This is a genomic window from Dactylosporangium thailandense (genome assembly GCF_059739745.1).
Map to the genome: position 1 here is coordinate 11844623 of NZ_AP029195.1, position 23063 is coordinate 11867685.

General features: G+C 71.4%; 23 protein-coding genes and 1 pseudogene. 13 read left to right on the forward strand and 11 right to left on the reverse strand.

Annotated features, from left to right (window positions below; all coding sequences use genetic code 11):
- Positions 1–4: 4 nt before the first annotated feature.
- Positions 5–658 (forward strand): pentapeptide repeat-containing protein, encoded by a 654-nt coding sequence (locus AC6JBM_RS53320; RefSeq protein ID WP_497981111.1) that lies wholly within the window; start codon positions 5–7, stop codon positions 656–658.
- Here AC6JBM_RS53320 and AC6JBM_RS53325 read toward each other — a convergent pair.
- Together AC6JBM_RS53325 and AC6JBM_RS53330 are read right to left on the reverse strand one after the other, a co-directional pair.
- Positions 651–1097: a YdeI/OmpD-associated family protein gene (locus tag AC6JBM_RS53325; protein ID WP_497981112.1), complete on the reverse strand. Its 447-nt coding sequence runs from the start codon at positions 1095–1097 to the stop codon at positions 651–653. The two genes, AC6JBM_RS53320 and AC6JBM_RS53325, sit on opposite strands and share 8 nt — an antisense overlap.
- A gap of 5 nt (positions 1098–1102) precedes the next feature.
- Positions 1103–2218 carry a geranylgeranyl reductase family protein gene (locus AC6JBM_RS53330; RefSeq protein ID WP_497981113.1) on the reverse strand — a complete coding sequence of 372 codons (1116 nt, stop codon included), beginning with the start codon at positions 2216–2218 and terminating at the stop codon, positions 1103–1105.
- 126 nt (positions 2219–2344) lie between these two features.
- Between AC6JBM_RS53330 and AC6JBM_RS53335 the strand changes: the two genes are divergently transcribed.
- Together AC6JBM_RS53335 and AC6JBM_RS53340 are read left to right on the forward strand one after the other, a co-directional pair.
- A complete protein-coding gene (locus tag AC6JBM_RS53335; RefSeq protein ID WP_497981114.1) occupies positions 2345–2830 on the forward strand; it encodes a beta-class carbonic anhydrase in 486 nt (161 codons plus the stop codon).
- 189 nt (positions 2831–3019) lie between these two features.
- On the forward strand, positions 3020–3685 hold the full coding sequence (locus tag AC6JBM_RS53340; protein ID WP_497981115.1) for a hypothetical protein: 666 nt from the start codon (positions 3020–3022) through the stop codon (positions 3683–3685).
- A gap of 13 nt (positions 3686–3698) precedes the next feature.
- Here AC6JBM_RS53340 and AC6JBM_RS53345 read toward each other — a convergent pair whose 3' ends face one another.
- On the reverse strand, positions 3699–4127 hold the full coding sequence (locus AC6JBM_RS53345) for a hypothetical protein (RefSeq protein ID WP_497981116.1): 429 nt from the start codon (positions 4125–4127) through the stop codon (positions 3699–3701).
- Positions 4128–4441: 314 nt separating this feature from the next.
- Positions 4442–5260 carry an isocitrate lyase/PEP mutase family protein gene (locus AC6JBM_RS53350; RefSeq protein ID WP_497981117.1) on the reverse strand — a complete coding sequence of 273 codons (819 nt, stop codon included), beginning with the start codon at positions 5258–5260 and terminating at the stop codon, positions 4442–4444.
- A 56-nt stretch (positions 5261–5316) separates the two neighbouring features.
- Between AC6JBM_RS53350 and AC6JBM_RS53355 the strand changes: the two genes are divergently transcribed.
- Positions 5317–6222, forward strand: a complete 906-nt coding sequence (locus AC6JBM_RS53355) for an ArsR/SmtB family transcription factor (RefSeq protein WP_497981118.1) — start codon at positions 5317–5319, stop codon at positions 6220–6222.
- A 208-nt stretch (positions 6223–6430) separates the two neighbouring features.
- Here AC6JBM_RS53355 and AC6JBM_RS53360 read toward each other — a convergent pair whose 3' ends face one another.
- A complete protein-coding gene (locus AC6JBM_RS53360) occupies positions 6431–6862 on the reverse strand; it encodes a hypothetical protein (RefSeq protein WP_497981119.1) in 432 nt (143 codons plus the stop codon).
- A 212-nt stretch (positions 6863–7074) separates the two neighbouring features.
- Between AC6JBM_RS53360 and AC6JBM_RS53365 the strand changes: the two genes are divergently transcribed.
- Positions 7075–7434, forward strand: coding sequence for a DUF6980 family protein (locus AC6JBM_RS53365; RefSeq protein ID WP_497981120.1), 360 nt, complete (start codon positions 7075–7077; stop codon positions 7432–7434).
- Here AC6JBM_RS53365 and AC6JBM_RS53370 read toward each other — a convergent pair.
- Entirely contained in the window at positions 7421–7831 is a 411-nt protein-coding gene (locus AC6JBM_RS53370; protein WP_497981121.1) for a nitroreductase/quinone reductase family protein, read from the reverse strand. The genes AC6JBM_RS53365 and AC6JBM_RS53370 overlap by 14 nt on opposite strands.
- Positions 7832–7845: 14 nt before the next feature.
- Positions 7846–9576 carry a RecQ family ATP-dependent DNA helicase gene (locus AC6JBM_RS53375; RefSeq protein ID WP_497981122.1) on the reverse strand — a complete coding sequence of 577 codons (1731 nt, stop codon included), beginning with the start codon at positions 9574–9576 and terminating at the stop codon, positions 7846–7848.
- A gap of 191 nt (positions 9577–9767) precedes the next feature.
- On the opposite strand from AC6JBM_RS53375, the gene AC6JBM_RS53380 reads away from it, so the two are divergent.
- From AC6JBM_RS53380 to AC6JBM_RS53390, 3 genes are all read left to right on the forward strand, one after another.
- A complete protein-coding gene (locus AC6JBM_RS53380; RefSeq protein ID WP_497981123.1) occupies positions 9768–10655 on the forward strand; it encodes a sigma-70 family RNA polymerase sigma factor in 888 nt (295 codons plus the stop codon).
- 227 nt (positions 10656–10882) lie between these two features.
- The gene (locus tag AC6JBM_RS53385; protein WP_350617223.1) at positions 10883–11971 is read left to right on the forward strand and encodes a glycoside hydrolase family 16 protein; all 1089 of its coding nucleotides are present in this window, start codon (positions 10883–10885) and stop codon (positions 11969–11971) included.
- Between the two features lie 254 nt (positions 11972–12225).
- A complete protein-coding gene (locus AC6JBM_RS53390; protein WP_497981124.1) occupies positions 12226–15099 on the forward strand; it encodes a PQQ-dependent sugar dehydrogenase in 2874 nt (957 codons plus the stop codon).
- A gap of 138 nt (positions 15100–15237) precedes the next feature.
- Here AC6JBM_RS53390 and AC6JBM_RS53395 read toward each other — a convergent pair whose 3' ends face one another.
- Positions 15238–15780: a TlpA family protein disulfide reductase gene (locus tag AC6JBM_RS53395; RefSeq protein ID WP_497981125.1), complete on the reverse strand. Its 543-nt coding sequence runs from the start codon at positions 15778–15780 to the stop codon at positions 15238–15240.
- Between the two features lie 306 nt (positions 15781–16086).
- On the opposite strand from AC6JBM_RS53395, the gene AC6JBM_RS53400 reads away from it, so the two are divergent.
- The 3 genes from AC6JBM_RS53400 (at position 16087) to AC6JBM_RS53410 (ending at position 17464) form a co-directional block, all read left to right on the forward strand.
- Positions 16087–16236, forward strand: coding sequence for a hypothetical protein (locus tag AC6JBM_RS53400; RefSeq protein ID WP_497981126.1), 150 nt, complete (start codon positions 16087–16089; stop codon positions 16234–16236).
- Positions 16237–16510: 274 nt separating this feature from the next.
- Positions 16511–17125 (forward strand): DUF6193 family natural product biosynthesis protein, encoded by a 615-nt coding sequence (locus tag AC6JBM_RS53405; RefSeq protein ID WP_497981127.1) that lies wholly within the window; start codon positions 16511–16513, stop codon positions 17123–17125.
- A 108-nt stretch (positions 17126–17233) separates the two neighbouring features.
- Complete coding sequence (locus AC6JBM_RS53410) at positions 17234–17464, forward strand: hypothetical protein (RefSeq protein ID WP_497981128.1); 231 nt, start codon at positions 17234–17236, stop codon at positions 17462–17464.
- 169 nt (positions 17465–17633) lie between these two features.
- Here the strand turns inward: AC6JBM_RS53410 and AC6JBM_RS53415 are convergent, their stop codons facing one another.
- Positions 17634–18035 carry a hypothetical protein gene (locus AC6JBM_RS53415; protein ID WP_497981129.1) on the reverse strand — a complete coding sequence of 134 codons (402 nt, stop codon included), beginning with the start codon at positions 18033–18035 and terminating at the stop codon, positions 17634–17636.
- A 103-nt stretch (positions 18036–18138) separates the two neighbouring features.
- Positions 18139–18585: a MerR family transcriptional regulator gene (locus AC6JBM_RS53420; RefSeq protein WP_497981130.1), complete on the reverse strand. Its 447-nt coding sequence runs from the start codon at positions 18583–18585 to the stop codon at positions 18139–18141.
- Between the two features lie 114 nt (positions 18586–18699).
- On the opposite strand from AC6JBM_RS53420, the gene AC6JBM_RS53425 reads away from it, so the two are divergent.
- Complete coding sequence (locus AC6JBM_RS53425; protein ID WP_497981131.1) at positions 18700–18966, forward strand: hypothetical protein; 267 nt, start codon at positions 18700–18702, stop codon at positions 18964–18966.
- Positions 18963–19232: pseudogene (locus AC6JBM_RS53430) on the forward strand (DUF3631 domain-containing protein); the annotation flags it as partial. The gene AC6JBM_RS53425 and the pseudogene AC6JBM_RS53430, both read left to right, overlap by 4 nt.
- A 239-nt stretch (positions 19233–19471) precedes the next feature.
- Here AC6JBM_RS53430 and AC6JBM_RS53435 read toward each other — a convergent pair.
- Entirely contained in the window at positions 19472–23059 is a 3588-nt protein-coding gene (locus AC6JBM_RS53435) for a hypothetical protein (protein ID WP_497981132.1), read from the reverse strand.
- Positions 23060–23063 lie beyond the last annotated feature (4 nt).

Below are 23063 nucleotides of genomic sequence, written 5' to 3' on the forward strand. Positions count from 1 at the left end.
GCGCATGGCCGTCGCGCAGTCGCTGGGGGAGCTCCCCTACGCCGCCTACCTCCAGCGTCACGCCGACGGCGAACCCCTCGTGCCCGATGGCGACTACACCGAGGTCCACTTCGACGGGGCCGCGTTCGACGGCGGCGAGGCGACCAGCGCCAAGTTCATCGAGTCCGCGTTCACCGGCACGACCCTCACCACCGTCGGCCTCGAGCGGGCCCGGTTCAGCGACGTGTGGCTGAGCCGCAACCGCTGGGTCGGGGTGCGTGTCGCCGACGGCGAGTGGCTCGACGTGGCCGTGCTCGACAGCTCGCTCGCCGGCGTGCAGGCGTACAGCTCCCGGCTGCGCCGCGTCACCTTCCGCGGCTGCAAGATCGACACCCTGAACCTGCGCGGGGCCACGCTCGCCGACGTCGTCTTCGAGGACTGCGAGCTCAACGAGCTCGACTGCGCCGGGGCGAGCCTCACGAACGTCACCTTCCCCGGCTCGTCCCTGCGCAACGCCCGCTTCTCCCGGGTGACGTGCAAGAAGGTCGACTTCCGCGGCGCCCGCGAGCTCGACGTCGCCGACGGCGCCGACGCGCTGCGGGGCGCGACCGTGGACGAGCGTCAGCTCATGGAGCTCGCGCCCGCCCTGGCCCAGGCCTTGGGCATCCTCGTCAAATAGCCTGGTCGAGGAGCGCCGCGACCGCCTTGGCCACGCGGCGCTGCCGGGTCTCGGCGGTCTTCGCGCCCTCGACGGGCAGCACGTGGCGGCTCCGGTTGCTGTACGACAGCGCGTCGAACCGCGCCCGCGCCGACGGCTCGGCGTCCAGCGCCGCGGCCAGGTCGGCCGGCACCTCCACCGTCCGTGGCGCGTCGTCCGGCTCGACGTCCACGTCGAACGTGTCGCCGGCCGCGACCCCCGCCCCGGCCCGCACCTCGGCCGAGACCGGCAGCAGGAACGCGCCGCGCATCGAGGCGACGGTGCTGCGGTAGGTGTACCCGTTGATCGTCACCGTCACCGGCGGCTTCCTGCTCGTGCCGAGCGCCTCCACGACCTCGGCGGGCACGGTGATGCCGGTCGCGGTCCTGCCGTGCAGCTCGAGGGTCGCGCGGAATCTCATGGACATCAGCCAAGCAGGCGCAGCGCCTGCCGTACAGGAAAACGCTCGACCGTGCCCACGAAGGACGTCTCCCCGTGGCAGAAGCGCTCGAACATGCGCCAGCCCGGCGGGGTGCGCAGCAGATTGTGGAACAGCCGCGGATGGCGCGCGAACACGGCCAGCAGCCGGCTGCCGGCCCGCATCGTCGGCACCAGCGTCTCGGTGACATCGCGCTCGTACCTCGGCAGGTCCTTCCCGGCCGCCGCCGCCCCGGCCAGCGCGCCCGAGCGGGTGGCGAAGCTGATCCCCTCCCGCGTCCACGGCTCGAGCAGCCCCGCGGCGTCCCCGGCGACGATGACGTTGCCGCGGCGCAGCGGCGAGGACTCCGTACGGCACCGCGTCAGATGCCCCGAGTCGTGCACCGGCTCGATCCCGTCGAGCCCCAGCCGCACCAGAAAGTCCCGCAGATAGGCCTTGGTCCGCTCGCCGTCCCCGCGCGCCGAGATCACCCCGACGGTGAGCAGGTCACCCTTCGGGAACACCCACGCGTAGGAGCCGGGCAGCGGCCCCCAGTCGATGAGCAGCCGCCCCTTCCACTGCGCCTGCCGGTCCGCGCCGATCGGCAGCTCCACCTCGAGCCCGAGGTCGACCTGCCCGTACTCGACGCCGACATGCCGCGCCGTGACCCCCGACGACCCGTCCGCCCCGATCGCGGCCGCGGCCGTCACCGTCTCGTCGCCGGCGAGCCGGATGCGCACCCCGCCCTCGTCCTGCTCGACGGCGCGGACCGGGGTCGCCTGCCGTACCGTCGCACCCGCCTGTTCCGCGGCGAGCCGCAGCGCGTCGTCGAACGCGGGCCGCCGGACCATCGCCAGCAGCGGCCGCCGCCCGGACGTGCGCGTGAACGCCGCCCGCCCGTCGTGGGTGAAGTCGGCCCGCTCGATGCGGTCGTCGGCCGGGATCGTGATGCGATCGGCGACCGCCGTCACCGACTGGCCGATCAGCCCGCCGCCGCAGGTCTTGTACCGCGGGTGCGTCGCCTTCTCCAGGACGAGCGTGCGCGCGCCTCGCCGGGCGGACTCGTACGCGGCCGACAGTCCCGCCGGCCCGCCACCGATGATCGCCACGTCCCAGTCAGTCACCCGAGCACCTTAACGGTCCGGCCCGATGTCCCGGCGCTCGTGCTCCGGCCGTCCGGCCAGGGTGACTTTGGCCTCGTGTGACCAACACATCAGCCGTTCGGGTGACGAACATGCTTCACTCGGTTCATGTCCGCGATCGACCACCTGATCCACGCGAACGCCCGGTACGCCGAGACCTTCCCTGGCCCGCGCCCGCTGCGCCCGAAGCTGCGCCTGACCGTGATCTCGTGCATGGACTCGCGGCTGGATCTCTTCGGCGCCCTGGGCCTGGAGATCGGCGACGCTCACCTGATCCGCAACGCCGGCGGCCTGCCCACCGAGGAGGTGCTGCGCTCCCTCGCGATCAGCCAGCGCAAGCTCGGCACCCGCGAGGTGGTGCTCATCCACCACACCGAGTGCGGCATGGAGGGCTTCGACGACCCGGCGTTCCGCGCCGAGCTGGCCGCGACGGGCGTGACCCCGACCTGGAACGTGCCGGGCTTCAGCGACCTGCACGACACCATGCGCAACTCGATCCGCACGGTCCGCGAGTGCCCGTGGATCCCGCACCGCGAGGACGTCCGCGGCTTCATCTTCGACGTGGCGACCGCCAAGATCGAAGAGGTCGTCTGACGTCCGGCCCCGCTCCCGAATGCCGGACATCGACGTCCGCATGGTGAACGCCGCCCGGTACTGCGCGTAGACGCGTCCGTGCGGTGCGTGTCGACCCGTGACCCCTTACCGCAAATCGCATACGGCAGGGGTTGCGCCGAGGGATCCACGCCGTCCGCATGGGGTGATGCATGCGGCACGATCGGACCCATGCGATACGGGGGGAGACTCAACCGGATCGAATTCACAGCCCTGATCGACCAGCAGGCCGGCCGGGTCCGCGCGAACGCCGCGACCCTGCCGCTCTACGGCCCGGCGACCTGGCCGGGCTCGTGCCGCCTGGGCGCGTGGGGCTGGGAAGACGACCGCCTGATGCACGCCGGCCTGCTCTTCGGTGCCCCCCTTACCGCGACCGCCGCCTCGGCCCTGGCCAGCGCCGGCCGGGATTCGTCCGGCACCACCGTGACGGCCACCGCTCCGGCCCCGGACGGCCCCTGGGTCGAGGTGATCACCACCGCCGGCCCGCCGATGCCCCAGCTGATCGACCTGCGCATGGCCGCCACGGTCGCCACGAGGACCGACCGCCGCGGCGTCGAACGCGCCCTGCGCGTGGCCTCGACCCCGGCCCCGGAGCGCGTCACGATCCCGGTGGACGGCGTGCCCCGCGAGTTCTCCCGCTGGCCGGACGAGCCACTGGGCGACGCCCTCGGCCGCGGCTGGCTGGCGATCCTCGACGAGGTGCCGGGCCTGCTGCTGCGCGTGTCGGGCCTGGCGCCGGCGGACCTGGCCCTGGCGCGGGTCCGCGACATCGAGCCGCACCTGACGGGGACGCGGGCGCACCTGCTGGCCGGGTACGACGCCTACGGAACCGGCTGAACCGGCCCGGCGGTCACTGGACGGCCAGGGCCTGCGCGAAGTTGACCCGCTGGATCGCCTCCGCCGTGTGCAGCGGCGAGTACACGATCTCCTGCGCCAGATACTGATTCGGCCCCGACTGGATCGACACCACGAGCGGCCCCGACATCGCGTGCGTCTTCGCGGTCAGGAACAGCAGGCCGAACAGCAGGAACAGGCTCAGCCCGCACGTGAAGATCGACAGCAGCAGGGCCAGCACCGCGCACGTCACCGCCAGCCCGATACCCCAGCCCGCCGTCGTCGTGATCGGAATCGGCTGCGAGACCACCATCCAGCGGCTGCCGCGGATCGGCCACACGCCGACCGGCGTGTAGATCGCCACCCCGTCGACGCGGACGTCGCCGATGCGTATGTCGGGGCCGTTGTAGAGCGGGGCGCCGCTGTACGGCACGGGCAGCGTCACCCCCGGATTCTCGCCCAGCCCCGGCCCGGCGAGACACCGGCCGGAAGGGCGGAATGCGCTCGGCCATCTTCGCCGCCCGGTGCCGCCGCGCTCGCCAAGACGCTGACCGCCGGTCGGCGAGCTCGCGGCCGCTCGGCGAGCCGCTCCTCGCGCTCGGGGTTCCCGCACCACTGACGTCATCCAGGGGCCACGCGTCCGCAAGCACTGAGGGCCTGGCTGGGCGGTCCAGGTCCAGGCCCTCGCGGGACCGCCCGATGTCCAGCGGGCGCAACGGCCCGCGGATGTCACGACTTCGAGCAATAAATCCAAAAATTTCAGGACATAAGCGAATTCAGCGCACCGAAGTCGTACGAGTCCGCCAGCGAGCTGTACGTACCAGCGGTGTACGCCTCAAGGGCAGCCCGCCGAGCCAGCGCATACGCGGCCTCGGCGATCCACGACCCGAGGCTGACCCGAGCGACCCCAAGCCCCGCAAGCTCCCCGACCGGCGGCGTCCCCGGCTGCGCGAGCACGTTCAACGGCGCCGGAATCGCCTTGGCGAGCGCGGCGATCGTCCCGGCATCGGCGACCCCGGGCACGAAGATCCCGGTGGCGCCGGCCGCGAGGTACGCCTCCGCCCGTGTGACGGTCTCGTCGGCCCGCCCGCGGAAATACGTGTCGACGCGCGCGTTGATGTAGAGGTCCACACCCGCGTCGTCGGCGGCGGCGCGGGCCGCCGCGATGCGCGCCTGCTGGCCGGCGATGTCGCGCAGCCCCGCCACGTCGCCGTCGCGGGCGGTGTCCTCGAGGTTCACGCCGACGGCGCCGGCCGCGAGGACGCCGCGGATCGTCTCGGCGACGTCGGCCGGGGTGGCGCCGAAGCCGGACTCGATGTCGGCGGTGACGGGCAGGTCGGCGGGGACGGCGCGCACGATGCGGGCGAGGTGCTCGAGGGCCTGGTCGCGGGCGAGCGCGTCGCCGTCGGGAGCGCCGAGGGTCCAGGCCACGCCGGCGGAGGTGGTCGCGATCGCGGGGGCACCGGCGGCGGCGACGACGCGGGCGGACGCGGCGTCCCAGGCGTTGACGAGCACGAGCGGGTCAGTGGCGGTGTGCAGGGCCCGGAAGCGAGCGGCGCGGTTGGTCATGCGCGTCATTCTTCCGCCGCCGCGCGGGGCTGCCCCAACGTTTCAGTCCACACTAAATTGTTGCCGTGGTGTCGATCGGTCTGTCCGCGTCCGCGATCGCGCGGATCCGGTTCGCGGTCTCCCCGCTGTGGGAGACGATCGCGAGCCTGCGTGTGCTGCGCGACCCGGGCGCGCACGCGATCCATCTGCCCTGGGTGTCGAGGGTGAGGGGTCTGGACCTGCCGGGACTCGCGGGCCTGGTGCCACCCGCGCCCGGCTACATCCCGGATTTCCTCACCCCGACGCCGCCGGGCCCGTTCCCGGAGCTCGACGACGAGCTGGCGCTGCTCGCGGCCACCCCGGCCGGCGTCGTGCGGGCGCAGACGGGCAGCGACCTCGATCCGGGGGTGCTGGCGGGGCGGCTGCGGGAGTACTTCGCCGCGGCGATCGCCCCCGACTGGGCGCGCATCCGGGTGCTGCTGGAGTCGGAGGTCTACGCGCGGGCGCGGTCGCTCGCCGCCGACGGGGTGGGCGGGCTGCTCAATGACCTGCACGCCAACGTGTCTTTCGCGGACGGGACGCTGTCGGTGTTGCAGCGCTGGTGCGCGGCCGGGGACGTGCGCGACGGCGGGGATCTGGTGCTCGTGCCGTCCGTGTTCGTCTGGCCGTCGGTGCTCACGGTCTTCGGGGAGCGGGCTCAGCTGGCGTATCCGCCGCGCGGGGTCGGGGCGCTGTGGGAGTCGCGAGGGGACGGGAGCGGCGGCGCGTTGGGGGCGCTGGTCGGGCGGGCCCGGGCGCGGTTGCTCGCCGAGCTCGCGGTGCCGGCCTCCACGAGTGATCTCGCGGGGCGGACCGGGCTCACGCCCGGCGGGGTGTCGCAGCATCTCGCGGTGCTGCGCGCGGCGGGGTTGGTGCGGGCGCATCGCGCCGGGCGGGCCGTGATCAATGTCCGGACCGAGGCCGCCGAGGTCCTGATCGAGGCTCAGGGGTGAGGAGCCCGGAAAAGATGACACGGGTGACTCAGGTGGTGCCGCACTCCGTTTTCCAATAGCACCATACACCATGCCACCTAATCGATCTTCCGAAAGAACACGAGGAGTAATCAGAGGGCCGCACAAGAAAAACCGACCGGCGCCAATGGTAGCGCCGGCCGGCTCAAGAACATTGACCGTGGTTACGGTCGGTGAAATGCCGTTACGGTCAGTTCTCCGAGGCGCCGAGCTCGGCCGAGCCCGCGCCCGCCACGCCCTGCTGGTGCACCTCGGTGCCCTGCGCGAACGCGGCATCGAACTTCTCCTGCAGGGCGCTGAGCTCGCTGAACTCGGCCTGGTGCGAAGACTCGCTGCCCTCGGCGGCGAAGACGTGGTCGTCCGAGGTCGCGTCGTGCGAGTAGTTGGTGTAGTCGTCCGACTCGTAGTGCACGGCCGCCGGGGCGTCGTACTCGACGTGGTGACCCTGCGAGAAGTCCGTCGACTCGGCGGTGTGGTGGTCCTGCTCGTACACGCCGAACTGCGACTGCGCGTCGGCCTCGGAGCCCTGCGCCTGGTGCAGCTGCTCGAGCTCGCCGCTCTCCTGGCCGGCCTCGTAGTGGCCGTAGTCCGCGCCGGTGTCGCCGGTCTCGAAGTCGCTCATGGGATGGGTCCCTTCAAAGGGTCTGTGCGTAAAGGTCTATGTGGTGCCGGCCTGACGATTCGCGAGAAACGTGCCAGCGGCGCGTTGTGCAATGCGTGGTGAGAACGTGCTGGTGGGAGCGTAGCCCCGCGATCACGGGCCGAACTATCCCCCACATGACAGCTGATCAGCTAGTTTTCGTCGCGGCGCGGTGACCGGTGCATACTCCTGCGGTGCTACGACACTGCTGCGACGGGATGCGTGCCCAGTTTCAGGACGAGGGCGAGGACGTGGACCCGTGGGACGACCCGGACGTGGTCGTCGTCTACACGGCCAAGTTCGACGAGTACGGCCTGCCGGTCCGCGACGGGGGCACGTCGATGGTCGTGATCGGCTACTGCCCGTGGTGCGGCACCCGCCTGCCGCAGTCGCGGCGGGACGCCTGGTTCGACGCGATGGAGGGGCTCGGCCTGGACCCGTGGGAGGACGAGCTGCCGGAGGAGTACCACACCGATGCGTGGTGGAACACCGAACAGCTCCCGGGGACCGAGCGCGAGCACGTGGAGCCCGAGCGGGTCATCACGCCGACCTGACGAGCTCCACGACGGGGATCGTGCGGGCGGTGCCCCGCTGGTGGTCGGCGAAGAAGGGGTACTGCTCGGCGATCCGCGCGAACAGCGGATCGCGGTCGGGCGCCGGGCGGGCCGTGGCCGCGTACTCGGCGCCGTCGACCTCGACGGTGACGGCCGGGTCGGCGACGAGGTTCTGATACCAGTCGGGGTCGTGCTCGGCCCCGGCCGCGGAGGCGATGACGAGCAGCCGCCCGTCGAGGCGGACGTACATCATCGGGTTGGTATACCGCCGGCCGGTGCGCCGCCCGGTGGTGGTGAGCAGCAGCAGCGGCCGCCCCTCGAGCCGGCGCCCGGCGGCCCGGAACTCCTCGACGAGCTTCGCGTTGGCGGCATTGAGGTCCGCGGGAATCTCGGCCATGGCAGCAACCCCTCCTACACCGGTTCGAGCAGCTTCGACTTCTGCACGATGGGCACGCTGAGCGTCTTGTACCCAACCTGCTCGAAGAGCACCACGACGCGGTCCTGCTCGTAGGCCATGACCGTGCCGGTACCCCAGGCCGAGTGCCGGACCTCGCTGGAGACCGGGAACGGCCGGCTCTCGTCGACGGTCTTGGCCCCGGGCGAGGCCGGGTGCGAAAGCGAGGGCGCGGGCACGGGCGCGGAGGGGCGGCGGAACAGCTTCTGGTACCACGTGAGGGCGGGCACGACCGGGTCCACGACCACGGTGCCGTTCGCGCAGTTGTCGCAGTGCCCGCACGGCGCGTCGGCCTGTTCGCCGAAGTACGCCAGCAGGGAGCGCCCGCGGCAGTTCGCGCTCTCGGCGTACTGGCGCATCATGTCGATCCGCGAGCGCCGCAGCGTCTGGTGCCGCTCGAACTGGGCCAGGGCGAGCCGGGACGCCTCGGCCGGGGCGGGCGCGTACCGCGGGGCGGTGAGCTTGTTCCCGGCGCCGACCTCGGCCGCGCCGACCTGCTCCAGGAGGCTCAGCAGCGCGGTGATCCGGCGGGCCGGGAGTCCGCTGCGGGTGGCGAGCGCGGCCCGGGTCGCGGGGCCCTCGCGCAGCGCGGCCGCGAGCTGGGTCAGCTCCTTGCCGTCGGGCGCGCCGGTGGCGAAGAACCGCTGCAGGGCGACGTCCTCGGCGCGGAAGAACAGGATGGTGCGGGCCGGCTCGCCGTTGCGCCCGGCGCGGCCGATCTCCTGCAGGTAGCTGTCGGGGGAGTCGGGCAGGGCGACGTGGTGCACCCAGCGGATGTTGGGCTTGTCCACGCCCATGCCGAACGCGCTGGTGGCGACCATGACCGGGATCCGGTCGGCCATGAAGTCCTCGTAGCGGCGGTTGCGCTCGCCCGCGGCCAGGCCCGCGTGGAAGGCGACCGCGTCGATGCCCCGGTCGGCGAGGCGCTGGGCGTACTGCTCGGCGATGGCGCGCGTCGGGGCGTACACGATCCCGGGGTGCTGCTCCTGCTCGACCTGGGCCAGGAGGCGCTGCCAGCGCTGCTCGTCGCTGGTGCAGTGCACGGCGCCGAGCTGCAGGTTGGCCCGGTCCAGCCCGGCGACGAGCGTGAACGGGTCGCGCAGCCCGAGCGCGGCGATGATGTCGGCCCGCACGGGCGGCGAGGCGGTGGCGGTGAGCGCGACCACCGGCGGCCGGCCCAGCTCCCGGATGAGGTGCCCGAGCTGCAGATAGTCGGGACGGAAGTCGTACCCCCACGAGGAGACGCAGTGCGCCTCGTCGACGGCCACGAGCCCCGGGCGCAGCGCCTTGACCTCGGCGAGGCGTTCGGGGTTGCCGAGCTGCTCGGGCGTGATGAACAGGAACCGGGCGGTGCCGGCCCGCAGCGCCTCGAGCGCCCGGCGCTGCTGGGCGGGGGTCTCGGCGGAGCTGATCCGCACGGCCTGGCCCTCGCGGCGGCGGTTGAGCCCGGCGATCTGGTCCTGCTGGAGGGCCAGAAGTGGTGAGATGACGACAGCGGGTCCGGCGATCAAGGTCGCCGGCACCTGGTAGATCGCGGATTTTCCGCCGCCGGTGGGTAACACGACGAGTGCGTCGCGCTTCTTGAGCAGGGCGCGCATCGGCGGCAGCTGTCCGGGACGAAGGGTCTCCCAGCCGAACTCTCGGCGGGCGGCACGGCGCAGGCGGGGCGCGTGGGGCACAAGGTTCATCGGGCGCTGACTGTACCGGTGTTCGAACGCTTCGGCGCGCTACGCGACACGCCGAGCCTTGAGGACTCTCACCGTTCAGCAACCGAGATGCACCCGAAAGTGACGGCGTAAGCACCCTTCGTAGTCGAAAGTTCTTCGTGTCAGCAGGTGGACCGCCTGCACGGGGTCCACCCGGACACGAGGGGGAACCGATGACAACGACCCTTGAGGGTGCCACGCTCAAGGTCCAGTTGGAAGGCCGGGAGCTCGAGGACCTGATCCGCGAGCATCTGCCGCTCGTCGGGCATCTGGTGCGCCAGACGCTCGGCCGCCTGCCTGCCCACGTCAGCCGCGAGGACCTGGTCTCGGCCGGGATGGCGGCCCTGGCCGGCGCCGCCAAGGCGTTCGACCCGAGCCGCGGCATCCCGTTCGGCAGCTTCGCCACCACCCGCATCCGGGGCGCGATCCTGGACGAGCTGCGCGGGCTGGACTGGGCGAGCCGCTCGGTGCGGGCCCGGGCCCGGCAGGTCGACGCGATGCAACAGGAGCTCACCGCGGCGCTCGGCCGCACCCCGACGAACGCCGAGCTCGGCGAGGCGCTCGGGGTGGGCATCGACGAGCTGCAGGCCATCGACGACGACGTCCAGCGGGCGGCCGTACTGTCGCTGCAGGGATTCGCCGCCGGCAGCGCCGAGGACATGGTCCCCGAGCGGGCCGCCGGGCCCGAGGACCTGATCCTGCACCGGGAGCGCATCGGCTACCTGCACAACGCCGTCGAGGCGCTGCCCGAGCGGCTCGGGAAGGTCGTCAAGGGGTACTTCTTCCAGGAGCGCCCGATGATGGAGATCGCGCACGAGCTCGGCGTCACCGAGTCGCGGGTCTCCCAGCTGCGGGCCGAGGCGTTGATGCTGCTGCGCGACGGGCTCAACACCCACCTCGACCCGGATCTCGTCTCGGCCAGCGACAAGCCGACGGGGTGTGTGGCCCGCCGCCGCGAGGCGTACCACGACAAGATCGCCAACGCGGGCAACCTCAACAGCCGCCTGGCCCAGACCAATCACCACGGCATGCCGTTCACCCAGTCCGGCCGCCACGCCTAGATCCGGATACGCGGCCGGGTCTGTCATGTATATGGCAGCTCCCGGCCGCACGTCATTACAAAGCCAAAGATCGTGCGCACAGCGGTGGTAGGGTGGCCGCTGCAATTGGTCCGGCACGTGCTCGATACGTGCACAAATGCGCACCGATTGGCGGGCGAATGCGTTTCCAACCGGATGATGTCGACACTCCGGAAAATGATGACCGGCCGGGGGAGCCGGCCCTGCCGGTGCGCCGGCGGCGGGGCGGGCGCCGGCTCGGGGTCGTGGTGGCCTCGGCCGCCGCGGTGCTGCTCGTCGCGGCCGGCGCCGGCGCGGTCACCTACATGAAGAAGGACTCCGCGTCGAGCCCGGAGACAGGCCAGGCGATCGACGCCGCGGGCAACGGCGACCCCGCGGGCGAGTCGGGCCTCGGTGCGGGGCCCTCGGGGTCCGCGTCGGCCGGCCCGTCGGCGTCGGGCAAGCCGGGCGCCACCGCCTCCAAGGCCGGCGTCGGCTCGGCCCCGGGCGCCCCGTCGATCCCGCCCGCGGCCGGCAAGCGCTGGACCATCGGCTTCAGCGAGGAGTTCAACGGCAGCTCGCTGGACAAGACCAAGCTCAGCCCCTGCTTCGACTGGAACACCGGCGACTGCACCTCGACGTTCAACGGCGGGCGGGAGCACTACCAGCCCAGCCAGGTGGTCGTCTCCGGCGGCACCGCGAAGCTCATCGCCGCGCCGCTGAGCCCGCCGTACAAGAGCAGCGCGTGCCAGGGCGGGTCGTGCACGTACAAGGCGGGCCTGGTCTCCACGGCGCGCCCGAACGCCGACAACGGCTCGAAGTACCTGTACTCGTTCACGTTCGGCTACGTCGAGTCGCGCTTCAAGTTCCCGGCGACGCAGGGCTTCTTCACCGCGTTCTGGATGCTGCCGGCCGACCCGTCCTACAACTACAAGACGGAGCTCGACATCCTCGAGGAGATGGGCGACGACCCCTCGACGATGTACATGACGTACCACTGGGACGACCGCAAGGAGTCCATGCACGTCAACACCGGCAAGAAGAACAACGGCAAGTGCGCGGCGAAGGACTACTCGAAGGACTTCGTGCGGATGGGCGTGGACTGGGAGCCCGACCACATCTCCTGGTACATCGACGGCGTCGAGTGCGCGCGGTTCACCAACGCGCCCGCCATCGAGAAGGGCCCCATGCAGCTGCTCATGCACATGATGGTCGACAACGACTGGCAGCGCGGCTGGAGCGTCGGGCTCACCGACCCGACGCTGACCCGCCAGCTTGAGGTCGACTACATCCGCGTCTATCAGCAGACGCCCGCCTAGCCGATCGTGTCCGCCCGCCGGTTTCCGTGACCGGCGGGCCCGGATGCTGACCGAACGGTCAATCCCTTCTCGGCATATCGAACACTTAACCCTGTCGACGTCCAGCGATACGCTGTCGCCTGTTTCGTGCGTGGACAGGGGGCGTAAATATGTCGCTGCGTCGGCATTTGTCGGTTTTCGCAGCAGTCGCCATCACGGCCGCCGGCGCCGCATTCGCGCTCGGATTCGGACATTCCGCCGCAACGGCGGCGACAATGCCGACCGGCTTCCAGGAACAGGTCGTGTTCAGCGGCCTGACCCAGCCGACCAGCATTCAGTTCGCATCCGACGGCCGCGTGTTCGTCGCCCAGAAGAACGGCGTGATCAAGGCCTTCGCCAGCCTGTCGGCGCCGACCGGGACCGTCTTCGCCGACCTGTCCGCCAAGGTGCACGACTACTGGGACCGCGGCCTGCTCGGCTTCGCGCTCAGCCCGGCATTCCCGGACGACCCGTCCGTGTACGTGCTCTACAGCTACGACGCCCCGCCCGGCAAGACCGCCCCCGTCTGGCACGACGACTGCGTGGTCGAGGGCGGCGGGGCCGGCGGCAACTGCGTCATCACCGCCCGGCTGTCGAAGCTGACCGCGGCCGGCAACCAGTGGAACGGCACCGAGACGCCGCTCATCAACGACTGGTGCCAGCAGTTCCCGAGCCACTCCATCGGCGACCTGCACTTCGGCGCCGACGGCGCGCTCTACGTCTCCTCCGGCGACGGCGCCAGCTTCGGCACCGTCGACTACGGCCAGTTCGGCAACCCCGTGAACCCCTGCGGCGACCCGTCCGGCGAGGGCGGCGCGCTGCGCTCGCAGGACCTGCGCAGCACCGGGGACCCGCTGCAGTACGACGGCTCGATCCTGCGTGTCGACCCGGCCAACCCGGCCGCCGCCAAGCCCGTCGGCCTCGGCCTGCGCAACCCGTTCCGGTTCACCATCCGCCCGGGCACGAACGAGATCTGGGCCGGCGACGTCGGCTGGAACTCGTGGGAGGAGATCAACCGGATCCCGACGCCGTCGACCTCCTCCCCGGTGAACTTCGGCTGGCCCTGCTTCGAGGGCGCGGCCCGCCAGCCCGGCTACGAGGGCGCCAACCTGGGCCTGTGCAACAGCCTGTACGCGAACGGCGGGCAGACCAGCCCGTACTACACCTACAACCACGCCAACCAGATCGTGCCGGGGGAGGCCTGCCCGTCGGGCGGCTCGTCCATCACCGGCGTGGCGTTCTACCCGGGCGGAGGGTCGTACCCCAGCGCGTACAACGGCGCCCTGTTCTTCGCCGACTACGCCCGCGGCTGCATCTGGGCGATGTTCAAGGGCGCGAACGGGCAGCCCGACCCGACCCAGATCCAGACGTTCTCGGCCGGCGCGGCGTATCCGGCGTACCTCACGATGGGCCCCGGCAACGACCTCTACTACGTCGACCTGGTCGGCGGCACCGTCCGGCGGATCCGGTACTTCCCGACGAACCGCCCGCCGGTGGCCTCCTTCACCGCCACCCCGACCTCGGGCACGACCCCGCTCGTCGCCCAGTTCGACGCGTCGGCCTCCACCGATGCCGACGTGGCGGACCAGAACCAGCTCACCTACCAGTGGGACTTCGACGGCGACGGGAAGTTCGACCAGACCGGGGTCAAGGTCTCGCACACGTACGACAAGAACGGCAGCTACACCGCGATCCTGAAGGTCACCGACCCGCTCGGCGCGAGCGGCACCGCGACGACCACGATCACGGCCGGCGCCGAGACCCCGACGGCGGTGATCGACTCCCCGGCGGGCACGTTCACCTGGGGCGTCGGCGACACGGTGCACTTCTCCGGCCATGCGTACGACCCCCAGACGAAGGGCAACCTGCCGGACTCGGCCCTCAAGTGGGAGCTCCAGCTGGAGCACTGTTCAGCTCCGGACAACTGCCACACCCACTTCCTGCAGACATTCGATCAGGTGAGCAGCGGCTCGTTCGAGGCGCCGGACCACGAATACCCGTCGTACCTGCGTCTGAAGCTCACCGCCACCAACGACGCCAACCTGACCAGCGTCGCGACCGTCGACCTGCAGCCCAAGACCGTCGAGCTGTCCTTCGCCAGCAAGCCCTCGGGCCTGCAGGTCGTCGTCGGCTCGTCCAGCCAGGCGACGCCGTTCACCCGCCGGGTCATCGTCGGCTCGACGAACTCGATCAGCGCGCCGGCGCCGCAGACGACGAGCACGATGCTGTACTCGTACGGCAACTGGTCCGACAACGGCGCCCAGACGCACACCCTGACGGCGCCGTCGGCCGCCACGACGTACACGGCCACCTACAACGGCACCGCCCCGATCGAGCTGCGGGCGAACGCGAACGGCAACTACGTGACCGCGGACAACGGCGGCAAGGCCCCGCTGATCGCCAACCGGACCGTCATCGGCGCCTGGGAGCAGTTCGACGTCATCGACCAGGGCGGCGGCTTCGTGGCGCTGCGCAGCCGCTCGAACCTGCAGTACGTGACCGCGGAGAACGGCGGCAACGCCCCGCTGATCGCGAACCGCCCCGCCGTCGGCCCCTGGGAGAAGTTCGAGCAGATCGACAACGGCGACGGCACGATCAGCCTGAAGGCGAACGCGAACGGCAACTACGTGACCGCGGAGAACGGCGGCAACGCGGCCCTGATCGCCAACCGCACCGCGATCGGCGCCTGGGAGAAGTTCACGAAGGTGAAGGCGCCCACGACCGTGAGCGTGACCGCGTACATCAACAACCTGCTGGTGACGGCGGAGCTGCATGGTACTAAGCCCCTGATCGCCAACCGCGGCGTCGTCGGCGTGTGGGAGACGTACGACATCGTCGACGCCGGCGACGGCTACGTGGCGCTGCTGGCCCACGCGAACTCCCGGTACGTGACCGCCGAGAGCGCGGGCGGCAAGGCCCTCATCGCCAACCGCACCGCGGTCGGCGCCTGGGAGAAGTTCCAGATGGTGACGAACGCCGACGGCACGGTCAGCTTCAAGGCCAACGCCAACGGCCGCTACGTGACGGCGGAGAAGGGCGGCAGCCAGCCCTTGATCGCCAACCGCACCGAGATCGGCGCGTGGGAGAAGTTCAGCATCGCCCCCGCCTGATCAGACCCGTCGCCGACCGGCCGGGCCCCGCTCAGGGACCCGGCCGGTCCGGACTCGCACGCCGGCACGCTCCATGGCGCCCTCGAACGGCTTCTCACCGTCGGGCGTCCCCGGCAGAAGTGCAGTAGGGCTGGACAGTCAGCCGGTTGCAGCCGATGCCACCGCGAGGGCTCGGACAGTGGCCTCGAGCTCGGTGCGGGTGACTTTGCCGCGAGCGACGGCTGCTATTTTGCCGGCCTGGTCGAGGACGACGGTGTTCGGGAGTGTGCGGGGCGAGATCGCGGGAAAGATCAGCGGGATCTCACCGGCCGGATCGAACAGGCTCGGATAGGTCAGATGATAGGACTTGACGAATTTCCTGGCGTCGTCGCGATCATTGTTGACGGTCACGCCGAGCAGGTGCACACCGAGGTCGGCGGTGGCGTCGGCGACAGCTTGTAGATCCGGCGCTTCGTCACCGCAGGGCGCACACCAGGACGCCCAGAAGTTGACCACGACAACGGAGCCGCGCCAGTCGGCGAGCCGAAACGCGCTGTTGTCGAGGAGATGTCCGGTCAACGCCGGCGCGGCCTGACGGCTTGCCGGCGGAAACTGGAGCATCGCGGTGGCGGATGGACGCGCTTTACCGTCCTCCGGGCCGTTCGCGGCATCCGTTTCCTGCAAGTACCACGCCGCCACCATACTGACCGCGACGATTGCGCATGCGGCAACGCGACGACGTGTGGACAACGCACCCCCTCAGAGGTCGATGCTCTCCATGCTAGGGCGCCGCTGCCGCATCATGGACGCCATGGACGCATCGAGCAGCGCCTCCAACCCAACCTCTTCAACACCGAGCGGGCCGTTCCGGTACCGGCAAGGGGCCCGGATCCTGGCTACCCGCGAAATGCGGCTGGTGAGACGTACGGGTCGGCCGCCGAGGCGTGGTCGTCCGACCAGATGCCTGACCTGATCCTTGTCTCGTTCGACCAGGGCCGACGAGGGTACGTGAAGAAGAAGGATCTTGAGCAACCCACCTTCACCAATCCTCAGGACGCCGCCGAATGGTCGCGACAGAACGAAGGCAAGCCGCCGCGGGTGACTACCGTGTATGAATCGGACGGTAAGACGGCCATCGGCACCCGCGCTTTCGGCTAGGCCGACGCTGACCCGCCGGTGCCCCCTCCGTGTCGGCGTGGCGTTCGGTCCGGGAGCACGGCGGCATCAAGCCGAAGCAGTCGCGCACTTTGGCGCTCCCTGAGCTGTGCGTGCACGCGGGAGCGCCGCTCGATGCGGCTTATCGGGCTGGCGGGTCGCCGGCGAGGCGCGCTGATCTGGATTGCGTTCGCGCTCGTCATGCTGGTTGGGCTGTGTGCCGTCGGTGCGGTGGTGCTGGATCAGGTCCCTGGCGGAGCAGCCGTAGCCTCACGCCATGGAGCAGCCCGAAGGAATCGCCGGCGCCGTCGCGGCGCTGGCCCGCGAACTCGACGTCGATCTCGGAACCGTCGGCGTTGCCGAGGAGCACCCGGCGACGACGGCGCTGGTCGAGAGCCTGGTCGAGCCGCGCGAGCCGATGCGGATCGACGGTTCGCCCGGCGGCCCGACGTTCGTGGTCGACGGATGGAGCCGCGGGGTGCACCTTGCCGGGGGCGCTACCACCGACCTCGGCCAGATCGTGCGGGCCGCCGGGGCCTGGCGGCACGCGGCCACCCTCGCCGAGATCACCGCAGCCGCGCCGTTCCTCGAGGTCGACGACCACGCCCGGGCCACCGAACTCGGGCCGGCCGAGGAGGTCGCCGTCCAGTGGCGGCACCTGCGCCGCCGCTGGGCCGGCATCAGCGACAAGGACCCTGCGTTCCGGTTCGTCGTGGACATCATCGACGCGGCCCAGGCACAGCCGGTGCTGCGCGCACTGTATCCGTACACCAGCCTCGCGTCCCTGTGCTTCAGCTTCACGACCGGGGTGTGGAAGTCGTGGGCGCTCTGGGGAACGGTCGCCCTCGCGCTCGGCCTCGTCACCGGGTTCTTCCCGGGAAGTTCGACCTAGGCGACAGTCGACCATCGCTACAGGCGATTGCCCGGCGACGGGTGGACGCCGTATGAGACCAGGTGCACTGGGCGCTGGTCGACCGCGAGGTTCACCGTCACCGGCCGGGTGCACCTCGTATCAGGCGTCAGCCGCGCCGACTGGTACAGCATCGGGCCGACGCTGCCCGACGGCTGGAACGAGGTGTCGGTGCCGGCCTCCGCCCGCGAGCGCTCGGCCGTGGCGGTGCCGGGTGCGGCGGTGGTGTACCCAGCGCTCGTCTGGCTCATCGACCTGGTGAGCCAGGCCAAAGACCGGCGGGTGCTGAGGGCATATGAGCGGGAGCTGCGAAATCGATGACGGCAACGCCATGATCCCCGCCTCATGCGCAGATCGCCGATCTTGTCGGTCACGCTGGCACGCGGGACACGAAGGCGGTCTAGCCGGCGGTAGGGCCCGATCGTCCGCCCCTCGGAGGCGCCCTGATCACGACGGTTCTCCCCGGCCGGCGGTTCAACGGCAGACCGGCTCAGTGCCAGCCGGCTTGTTTGCAGAGTGTCATCATGTTCCCGTACGCCGCTGACATCTCGCGCAACGCTTCCGCTTCGGTGTGTGCGGCGTCAGCGCTTTCGGGATCGGTTCCTCGCAGCTGACCGGATTTGTCGGCGGCGGCGTGGGCTTCGTCGAACGCATCGGCGGCGGTGAGCATCGCCGTACGAAGGTCTGGGCTTTTCGCCAGGTCCGCCGCCTTGCGATAGTCGGCGGCCATCTCAGGAGTGTCGCGGCCGGCGCCGGTGGCGGGGTCGACGCCCCGTATCGCCAGCTCGCAGGCGGCGATGTCGCCCGAGGCCCGGCCGGACTGGAACTGCCGGTACACCACCACGCCGGCGCAGGAGCACAGAAGCCACACCGCGACGACGCCGGCGATCACGAAGTGATACCACTTGAGCCGCCGCCGGGGCTTCGGCGGCTGTCCAGGTTGAATCGGGGGCGGTACGGGCTGCATGGGTTCTTCCCTTGTGGACGTTCGAGGATCAGCAGAGGCCGAGGGGGACGTCGGGGTAGGTGCAGTCGGTGAGGCTGTAGCAGCGGGCGTCGACCACCCCGGTCAGGGCGCCGCGGATCGCGGTCAGGTCGGCGATCTTCGCGTCGATCTCGGCGATCTTTTCGAGGGCTCGCCGGCGCAGGTCCTCGGTGGGATTCCGGCGGCGACCGGCCTCGAGAAACTCGGCGACCTCGCCGAGGGTGAAGCCGAGGCGCTGCGCCGTCTTGATCAGGCGCAACAGGACCACGGTGTCCGGCGGGTACAGGCGGTGGCCGCCGGGCGAGCGGATCGGCTCGGCGAGCAGGCCACGACGCTCGTAGTAGCGCAGGGTCTGAATATTGAGGCCGGTGAGTGCGGCGACCTCCCCGGTGCGCAGGCGGCCGGACGTCACACCATCGCCCACCAGACCGGCGGACGCCTCAGGGGCGGTGAACATGCGTCAACGGTAAGCCTGTACCCAGGTACCGAATGCAAGTGTGACAAGAGCGGATGGCACCTGTACTACCGCCACCAGGCAACGCCTGTCTCGTGCAGTCAGGGACGCCTCGGCGTGGGCATCTCATCACCCGCCGCCCTGCTCCGCGCACACCTCGACGCGACCGCCAACGCCCCGGCCGGCAAACGCCGCACCACGCTCTACGGCGCCGCGCGCGGCGTGGCCCGCCTGGTCGCCGCCGGGGCCATCGACCAGGCCGACGCGCTCGCCGCCCTCACCGACGCGGGCCGCGCCGCCGACCAGACACCCCGCGAGATCCGCACCGCCATCGCGGGCGGCTTCCGCGACGAATACGTTGCCACCGAAGGGATTGCCGCATGAACGCGACCACCGAGGGGCTCGACGGCGCCGCGATCCTCGACCGGCTGCACGCCACCATCACTCGCTACGTGATCCTGCCTTCGGCCGCCGCTGTCGACGCCGTGGTGCTGTGGATCGCAGCAACCCATGTGCGGCAGGCGTGGGCGCACGCGCCCCGGCTGGTCATCCGCGCCCCCGAGAAGCGGTGCGGCAAGTCGCGGCTGCTGGACGTGGTCGAGGGCACCTGTCACAACCCGGCCGACGTTGTGTCTGCCACGCAACCCGCTTGTCGTCCTTGCCGTACCGATTAGCCGGTCTCGGTCCGAGCACCTGGAAAGGACTGCACAAGGTGATCAACTCCGGCGTATGCGCAGTTGATCCGACCGGTGCGTGAGGCATTGCGGATGGGGCTACTCCTCGTGCACGGTCAATCCAAGCACGGTGTTGAAGGCTGGCCGAGACCGCGAGCGACCGTCAGCGCATCGACCACGCGACCAGGTATCTGCGCGCCACCATCTGAGGCTGGTCACTGTGAGGATCCCAGCCCGCCGTGCAGGCGCAGCCAGCCGGTGCGCACCGTCGGCACGGTGCCGGGGAAACGGGCGGCATCGTCGGCCGGTGTGATGTCGAATGCCGTGACGCTGCCGCGGCCGTCCGGTTCCGCCCAGGACCACGTGCCGTTGACCTGCGGCGGCCTTGGCAGCACGATCGTGGGACCGGCGGCGCCAAGGGCCGGCGCCCGCAGGTCGCTGAGTAGCGGGCCGAAGCGGACGGTCAGTGCCATCGCCGCCATTGCGTCGGCGACGAGGCGTTCGGGCAGGCGCAGGGTCTTCACCGGCAGGATGTCGGTTACCAGGTGGACCGGCAGGTGCGGGTCCATCAGCAGGGTGAGGTCGGTGTGGGAAGCCTCGTCGAACCGGACCGTCGGGAACGTGCCCGGGCCGATCGGCTCGACGTAGCCGGTGGCCAGGTCGCGCGGACGGTAGGCGGCGCGGAAGTGCTCACCGCTCAGGTAGCCGATCAGGCCGTCGCCACGGAGCGCGGCGTCGCCGACGCGCACCGGGAAGGGGTGCTCGGGGACGGTGGACGGGATCGGGGCGAACGTGTACGGCCACCGCGGGTCGGTGCGGGGCGGCCTGCCGGACACGCCGCGGAGCGTGGCGCGGACCAAGGCGAGTGGCCGGCCTGCCAGTGCCGCCAGGTAGGTCTCGTCCCCGCCGCCGGGCGGGTCGATGGTCCACAGGGTGGTGTCGATGGTGCGCAGCAGGTCCGCGAAGGCCGCCGGGCCCGCCGTGACCAGGTCGCGCAGGAACCCGGCGAGGACCGGGAACGGTTCGGTGAGTAATGCGAGGGTGCTGGCGGGAGAGTCGGGTGCGGGCAGCCAGGAGATCCGCGGGCCCTCGGGGCCTGCCGTCTCGGTGAGCTCGCCGAGGGCGGTGCCGTCCGGGGCGTAGCAGGCGAGGGCCTCGTCGAGCGGGCTGGGCACGATCCAGGCACACACCAGATCCGCGGCGGTGCCGGGGTCGTGCCCGTCCGGCGTCCAGTCGACGTCCAGCCGGGCCGGCTCCAGCAGTCGCGGTGGCAGCTGCACGAACTTCGGTCCCATGGGCTGCTGCGGGGTGAGCCCTTCGCCGAGCGCCAGGGTGAGTGGCCCCGCCCCCGTGGCGTCGAACACGTCGACGCGCTGGCCGAACCGGTCGACGACGCTGACCTCGAGGAACGCGAACTGCCCGGCCCGCAGCTGCTGGAACCCGCCCGACCGGTCGGCCATCGGCATCGCGACCGCCCCGCCGCCGATCAGGTCCGCGATCGTCAGGTCCGGCGGCAGGACCACGTCGACGGCGTCCGGGGTGCGCAGGCTCGCCGGGTCGCGCAGCGCCAGTTGCTCGTTGAAGCCGCTCAGCGCCTGGGAGAGCAGATCCCAGGAGCCGACGGCCGCCGCGAACGACGACAGCGCGGCGGCGGCCGCCTCCGGCAGTGTGGCCAGGTAGGTGTCCAGGCGGGACTTGAACCCGGCTGACGGCTGCGGGGTCAGCAGGCTGCGGCCGCTGAGCACCACCGGGGGACCCGGGATCTGGCCGGGCTGAGGTCCTGGATAGGCCCAGGTGGTCGGCCAGGACGCCTGGTACGAGGTTCCGTCGAAGCGCCAGAGGCCCGGCGGGAGCGGGTGATAGGAGACCTGCCACTCCAGGAACAGCGGCGCCCACGGCTGCGCCCAACGCTGCGGCAGGATGGCCGACACCGGCCCGGTCGTGCCGAACCCACCGCGCATGAGCCGCTCCGCCGTGACGGTCAGTTCGGCCGCAGCCTGAGGTTGCCCGACGTGGCCGGCCGCGATCGCCGCGACTGCCCCGGCGTGCACCGGGTCAAGCAGGTACATCTCCATCTGCAGGGCGACGAACGCAGACACCACCGTGTCCGCGATGCCGGAGGTGACGGGGAAGGACGCGACCGCCGGCAAGGTCGGGAGCATGTTGACGCTCACCGGGATCTCGATGCCCGGCGGCGGGATCGAGCCGTCCGGAAGGCGGCCGTTCGGGCCGACCGGTTCCGACGAGCCGGTCAGTGGCAGCGACAGCGCGCTGACCGTGGCGACGCGGCAGGGCAGCAGCCCGTCCGCGCCGACGCCGAGGTTCTCGTCGAACGCGCCGGCCCGGACACCCGCGATCACCACGACCGGGTCCGCGGCGAGGCGGAACGCCGGCAGTTCCGCCCGCTTGAGGACAGTGCCGGGCGGCAGCGGGTGCCGGGCGGTGTAGACGTCGATCGCGTCCGCCAGCTCCCGCGCCGAGGCGCCCCACGGGATCCGGGCCTGGGTCTGCCCGACCTGCCGGCGCACTGCGGCGACCCGCCCGGCCAGGCTCTGCGGCCGGGCCGGGTCGAGCTCCGCGGCGAACTGCGCGTCTGTCAGGTCTGTGGGCGGGGCCGGCACGGCATTGCGGCGGCCGCGCTTCCACCACAGTTCATACAGGTCACGCTGCAGGGCCGCCAGCCGTCGTACGGCGAGATCGTAGGCACTCTGGTCACGGTTCAGCCCGGCGAGCCAGTCCGGATCAGCGAAAGGGTCAGCGGAAGGACCACTGGAAGGGCCGTCCTCTGCCGGCACCACCTGCCACACCGATCCGCCGGGGCGGGCACCGAACCAGGCGTCGTGGATGCGTGCCCCGAGCTGCGCCGGGCCGTCCGGCTCGTCGAGGGTGTGCAGCAGGTCGTACTGGAACGCCTCGAGCAGGTCCGGGTCGAATCCGGGGTCCGGCTGGTTCCGGAGCAGGGCGGTGACGGCGTCGACGGTGGTGTTGCCTACGGCAAGGGCGGCTGCCGCAGGGCGAGGGGCGACGGCCGTGCGGGAGTAGGTCAGGGCGCGGATCGCCCCGTGGCAGATGGTCGTGTCGGCGTGGCACCCGGGCGGCGCGGACCAGCCGAGCTCGGCGAGCCGGGCGGCGGTGCCGGCGGGCTGTCGTGCGGGGGCGAGCACGTCCGCCGCGGGGTCGGCGTACCAGCCGACGACCAGGTAGGACAGGATCGCGCCTTCCTCGACGTCGTCGGCCGGGTCGTGCAGCGAGAACACTCCGGCGGAGTGCGGCTGGTAGGCCGCGAAGGCGATGTTGCCGGGCGCCACCGCGGTGAGAAACGGCGCCCGGCGGCTGCCCGGTTCGTGCCAGGTGGTGAGGGGCTGCACCCGGCCGATCCGTGTCGGGGTCGGTGCCGCCGCCGTCGGGTCGAGGTAGGGCGATGCCCCGTCCGGCCCGAGGTAGTCGCTTTCGACGACCCAGCTGCGGGTCCGGTCCGGGTCGCCGGGCGGCTGATCTGGCCGGGTCGCGCTCCGAGTGACCAGCCACCGGTTCGGCGCCGGCGGGTAGGTCGTCGTGCCGTCCGCCGGATCGTGCCGGCCGGTGCGCAGCGCGGCGGGCAGGATCCACTGCAGGTGGACCCCGTCACTGTCGGGACGGCCGGCCCAGCCGGTCCCCGTCTCCGTGAAGGGCCGGGGCTCGGGGGAGCCGAACCCGGGCAGCTGGTCGTAGTCCATGCTCCAGCGGGTGAAGCCCTGGGCCCGAACGCCCGCGTTGACCAGGAGCGCCTGGAGCTGGATCGGGACCATCAGCGCAATGGGCACAACG

What these genes read in the sequence shown, in the direction of transcription:
- AC6JBM_RS53375 (WP_497981122.1), bottom strand. Translation starts at nt 9,576, where the DNA reads ATGAACCTTGTGCCCCACGCGCCCCGCCTGCGCCGTGCCGCCCGCCGA.
- AC6JBM_RS53360 (WP_497981119.1), bottom strand. Translation starts at nt 6,862, where the DNA reads ATGAGCGACTTCGAGACCGGCGACACCGGCGCGGACTACGGCCACTAC.
- AC6JBM_RS53350 (WP_497981117.1), bottom strand. Translation starts at nt 5,260, where the DNA reads ATGACGCGCATGACCAACCGCGCCGCTCGCTTCCGGGCCCTGCACACC.
- AC6JBM_RS53320 (WP_497981111.1), top strand. Translation starts at nt 5, where the DNA reads ATGGCCGTCGCGCAGTCGCTGGGGGAGCTCCCCTACGCCGCCTACCTC.
- AC6JBM_RS53420 (WP_497981130.1), bottom strand. Translation starts at nt 18,585, where the DNA reads ATGTTCACCGCCCCTGAGGCGTCCGCCGGTCTGGTGGGCGATGGTGTG.
- AC6JBM_RS53390 (WP_497981124.1), top strand. Translation starts at nt 12,226, where the DNA reads ATGCCGACCGGCTTCCAGGAACAGGTCGTGTTCAGCGGCCTGACCCAG.
- AC6JBM_RS53325 (WP_497981112.1), bottom strand. Translation starts at nt 1,097, where the DNA reads ATGAGATTCCGCGCGACCCTCGAGCTGCACGGCAGGACCGCGACCGGC.
- AC6JBM_RS53395 (WP_497981125.1), bottom strand. Translation starts at nt 15,780, where the DNA reads ATGGTGGCGGCGTGGTACTTGCAGGAAACGGATGCCGCGAACGGCCCG.
- AC6JBM_RS53380 (WP_497981123.1), top strand. Translation starts at nt 9,768, where the DNA reads ATGACAACGACCCTTGAGGGTGCCACGCTCAAGGTCCAGTTGGAAGGC.
- AC6JBM_RS53405 (WP_497981127.1), top strand. Translation starts at nt 16,511, where the DNA reads ATGGAGCAGCCCGAAGGAATCGCCGGCGCCGTCGCGGCGCTGGCCCGC.
- AC6JBM_RS53370 (WP_497981121.1), bottom strand. Translation starts at nt 7,831, where the DNA reads ATGGCCGAGATTCCCGCGGACCTCAATGCCGCCAACGCGAAGCTCGTC.
- AC6JBM_RS53335 (WP_497981114.1), top strand. Translation starts at nt 2,345, where the DNA reads ATGTCCGCGATCGACCACCTGATCCACGCGAACGCCCGGTACGCCGAG.
- AC6JBM_RS53340 (WP_497981115.1), top strand. Translation starts at nt 3,020, where the DNA reads ATGCGATACGGGGGGAGACTCAACCGGATCGAATTCACAGCCCTGATC.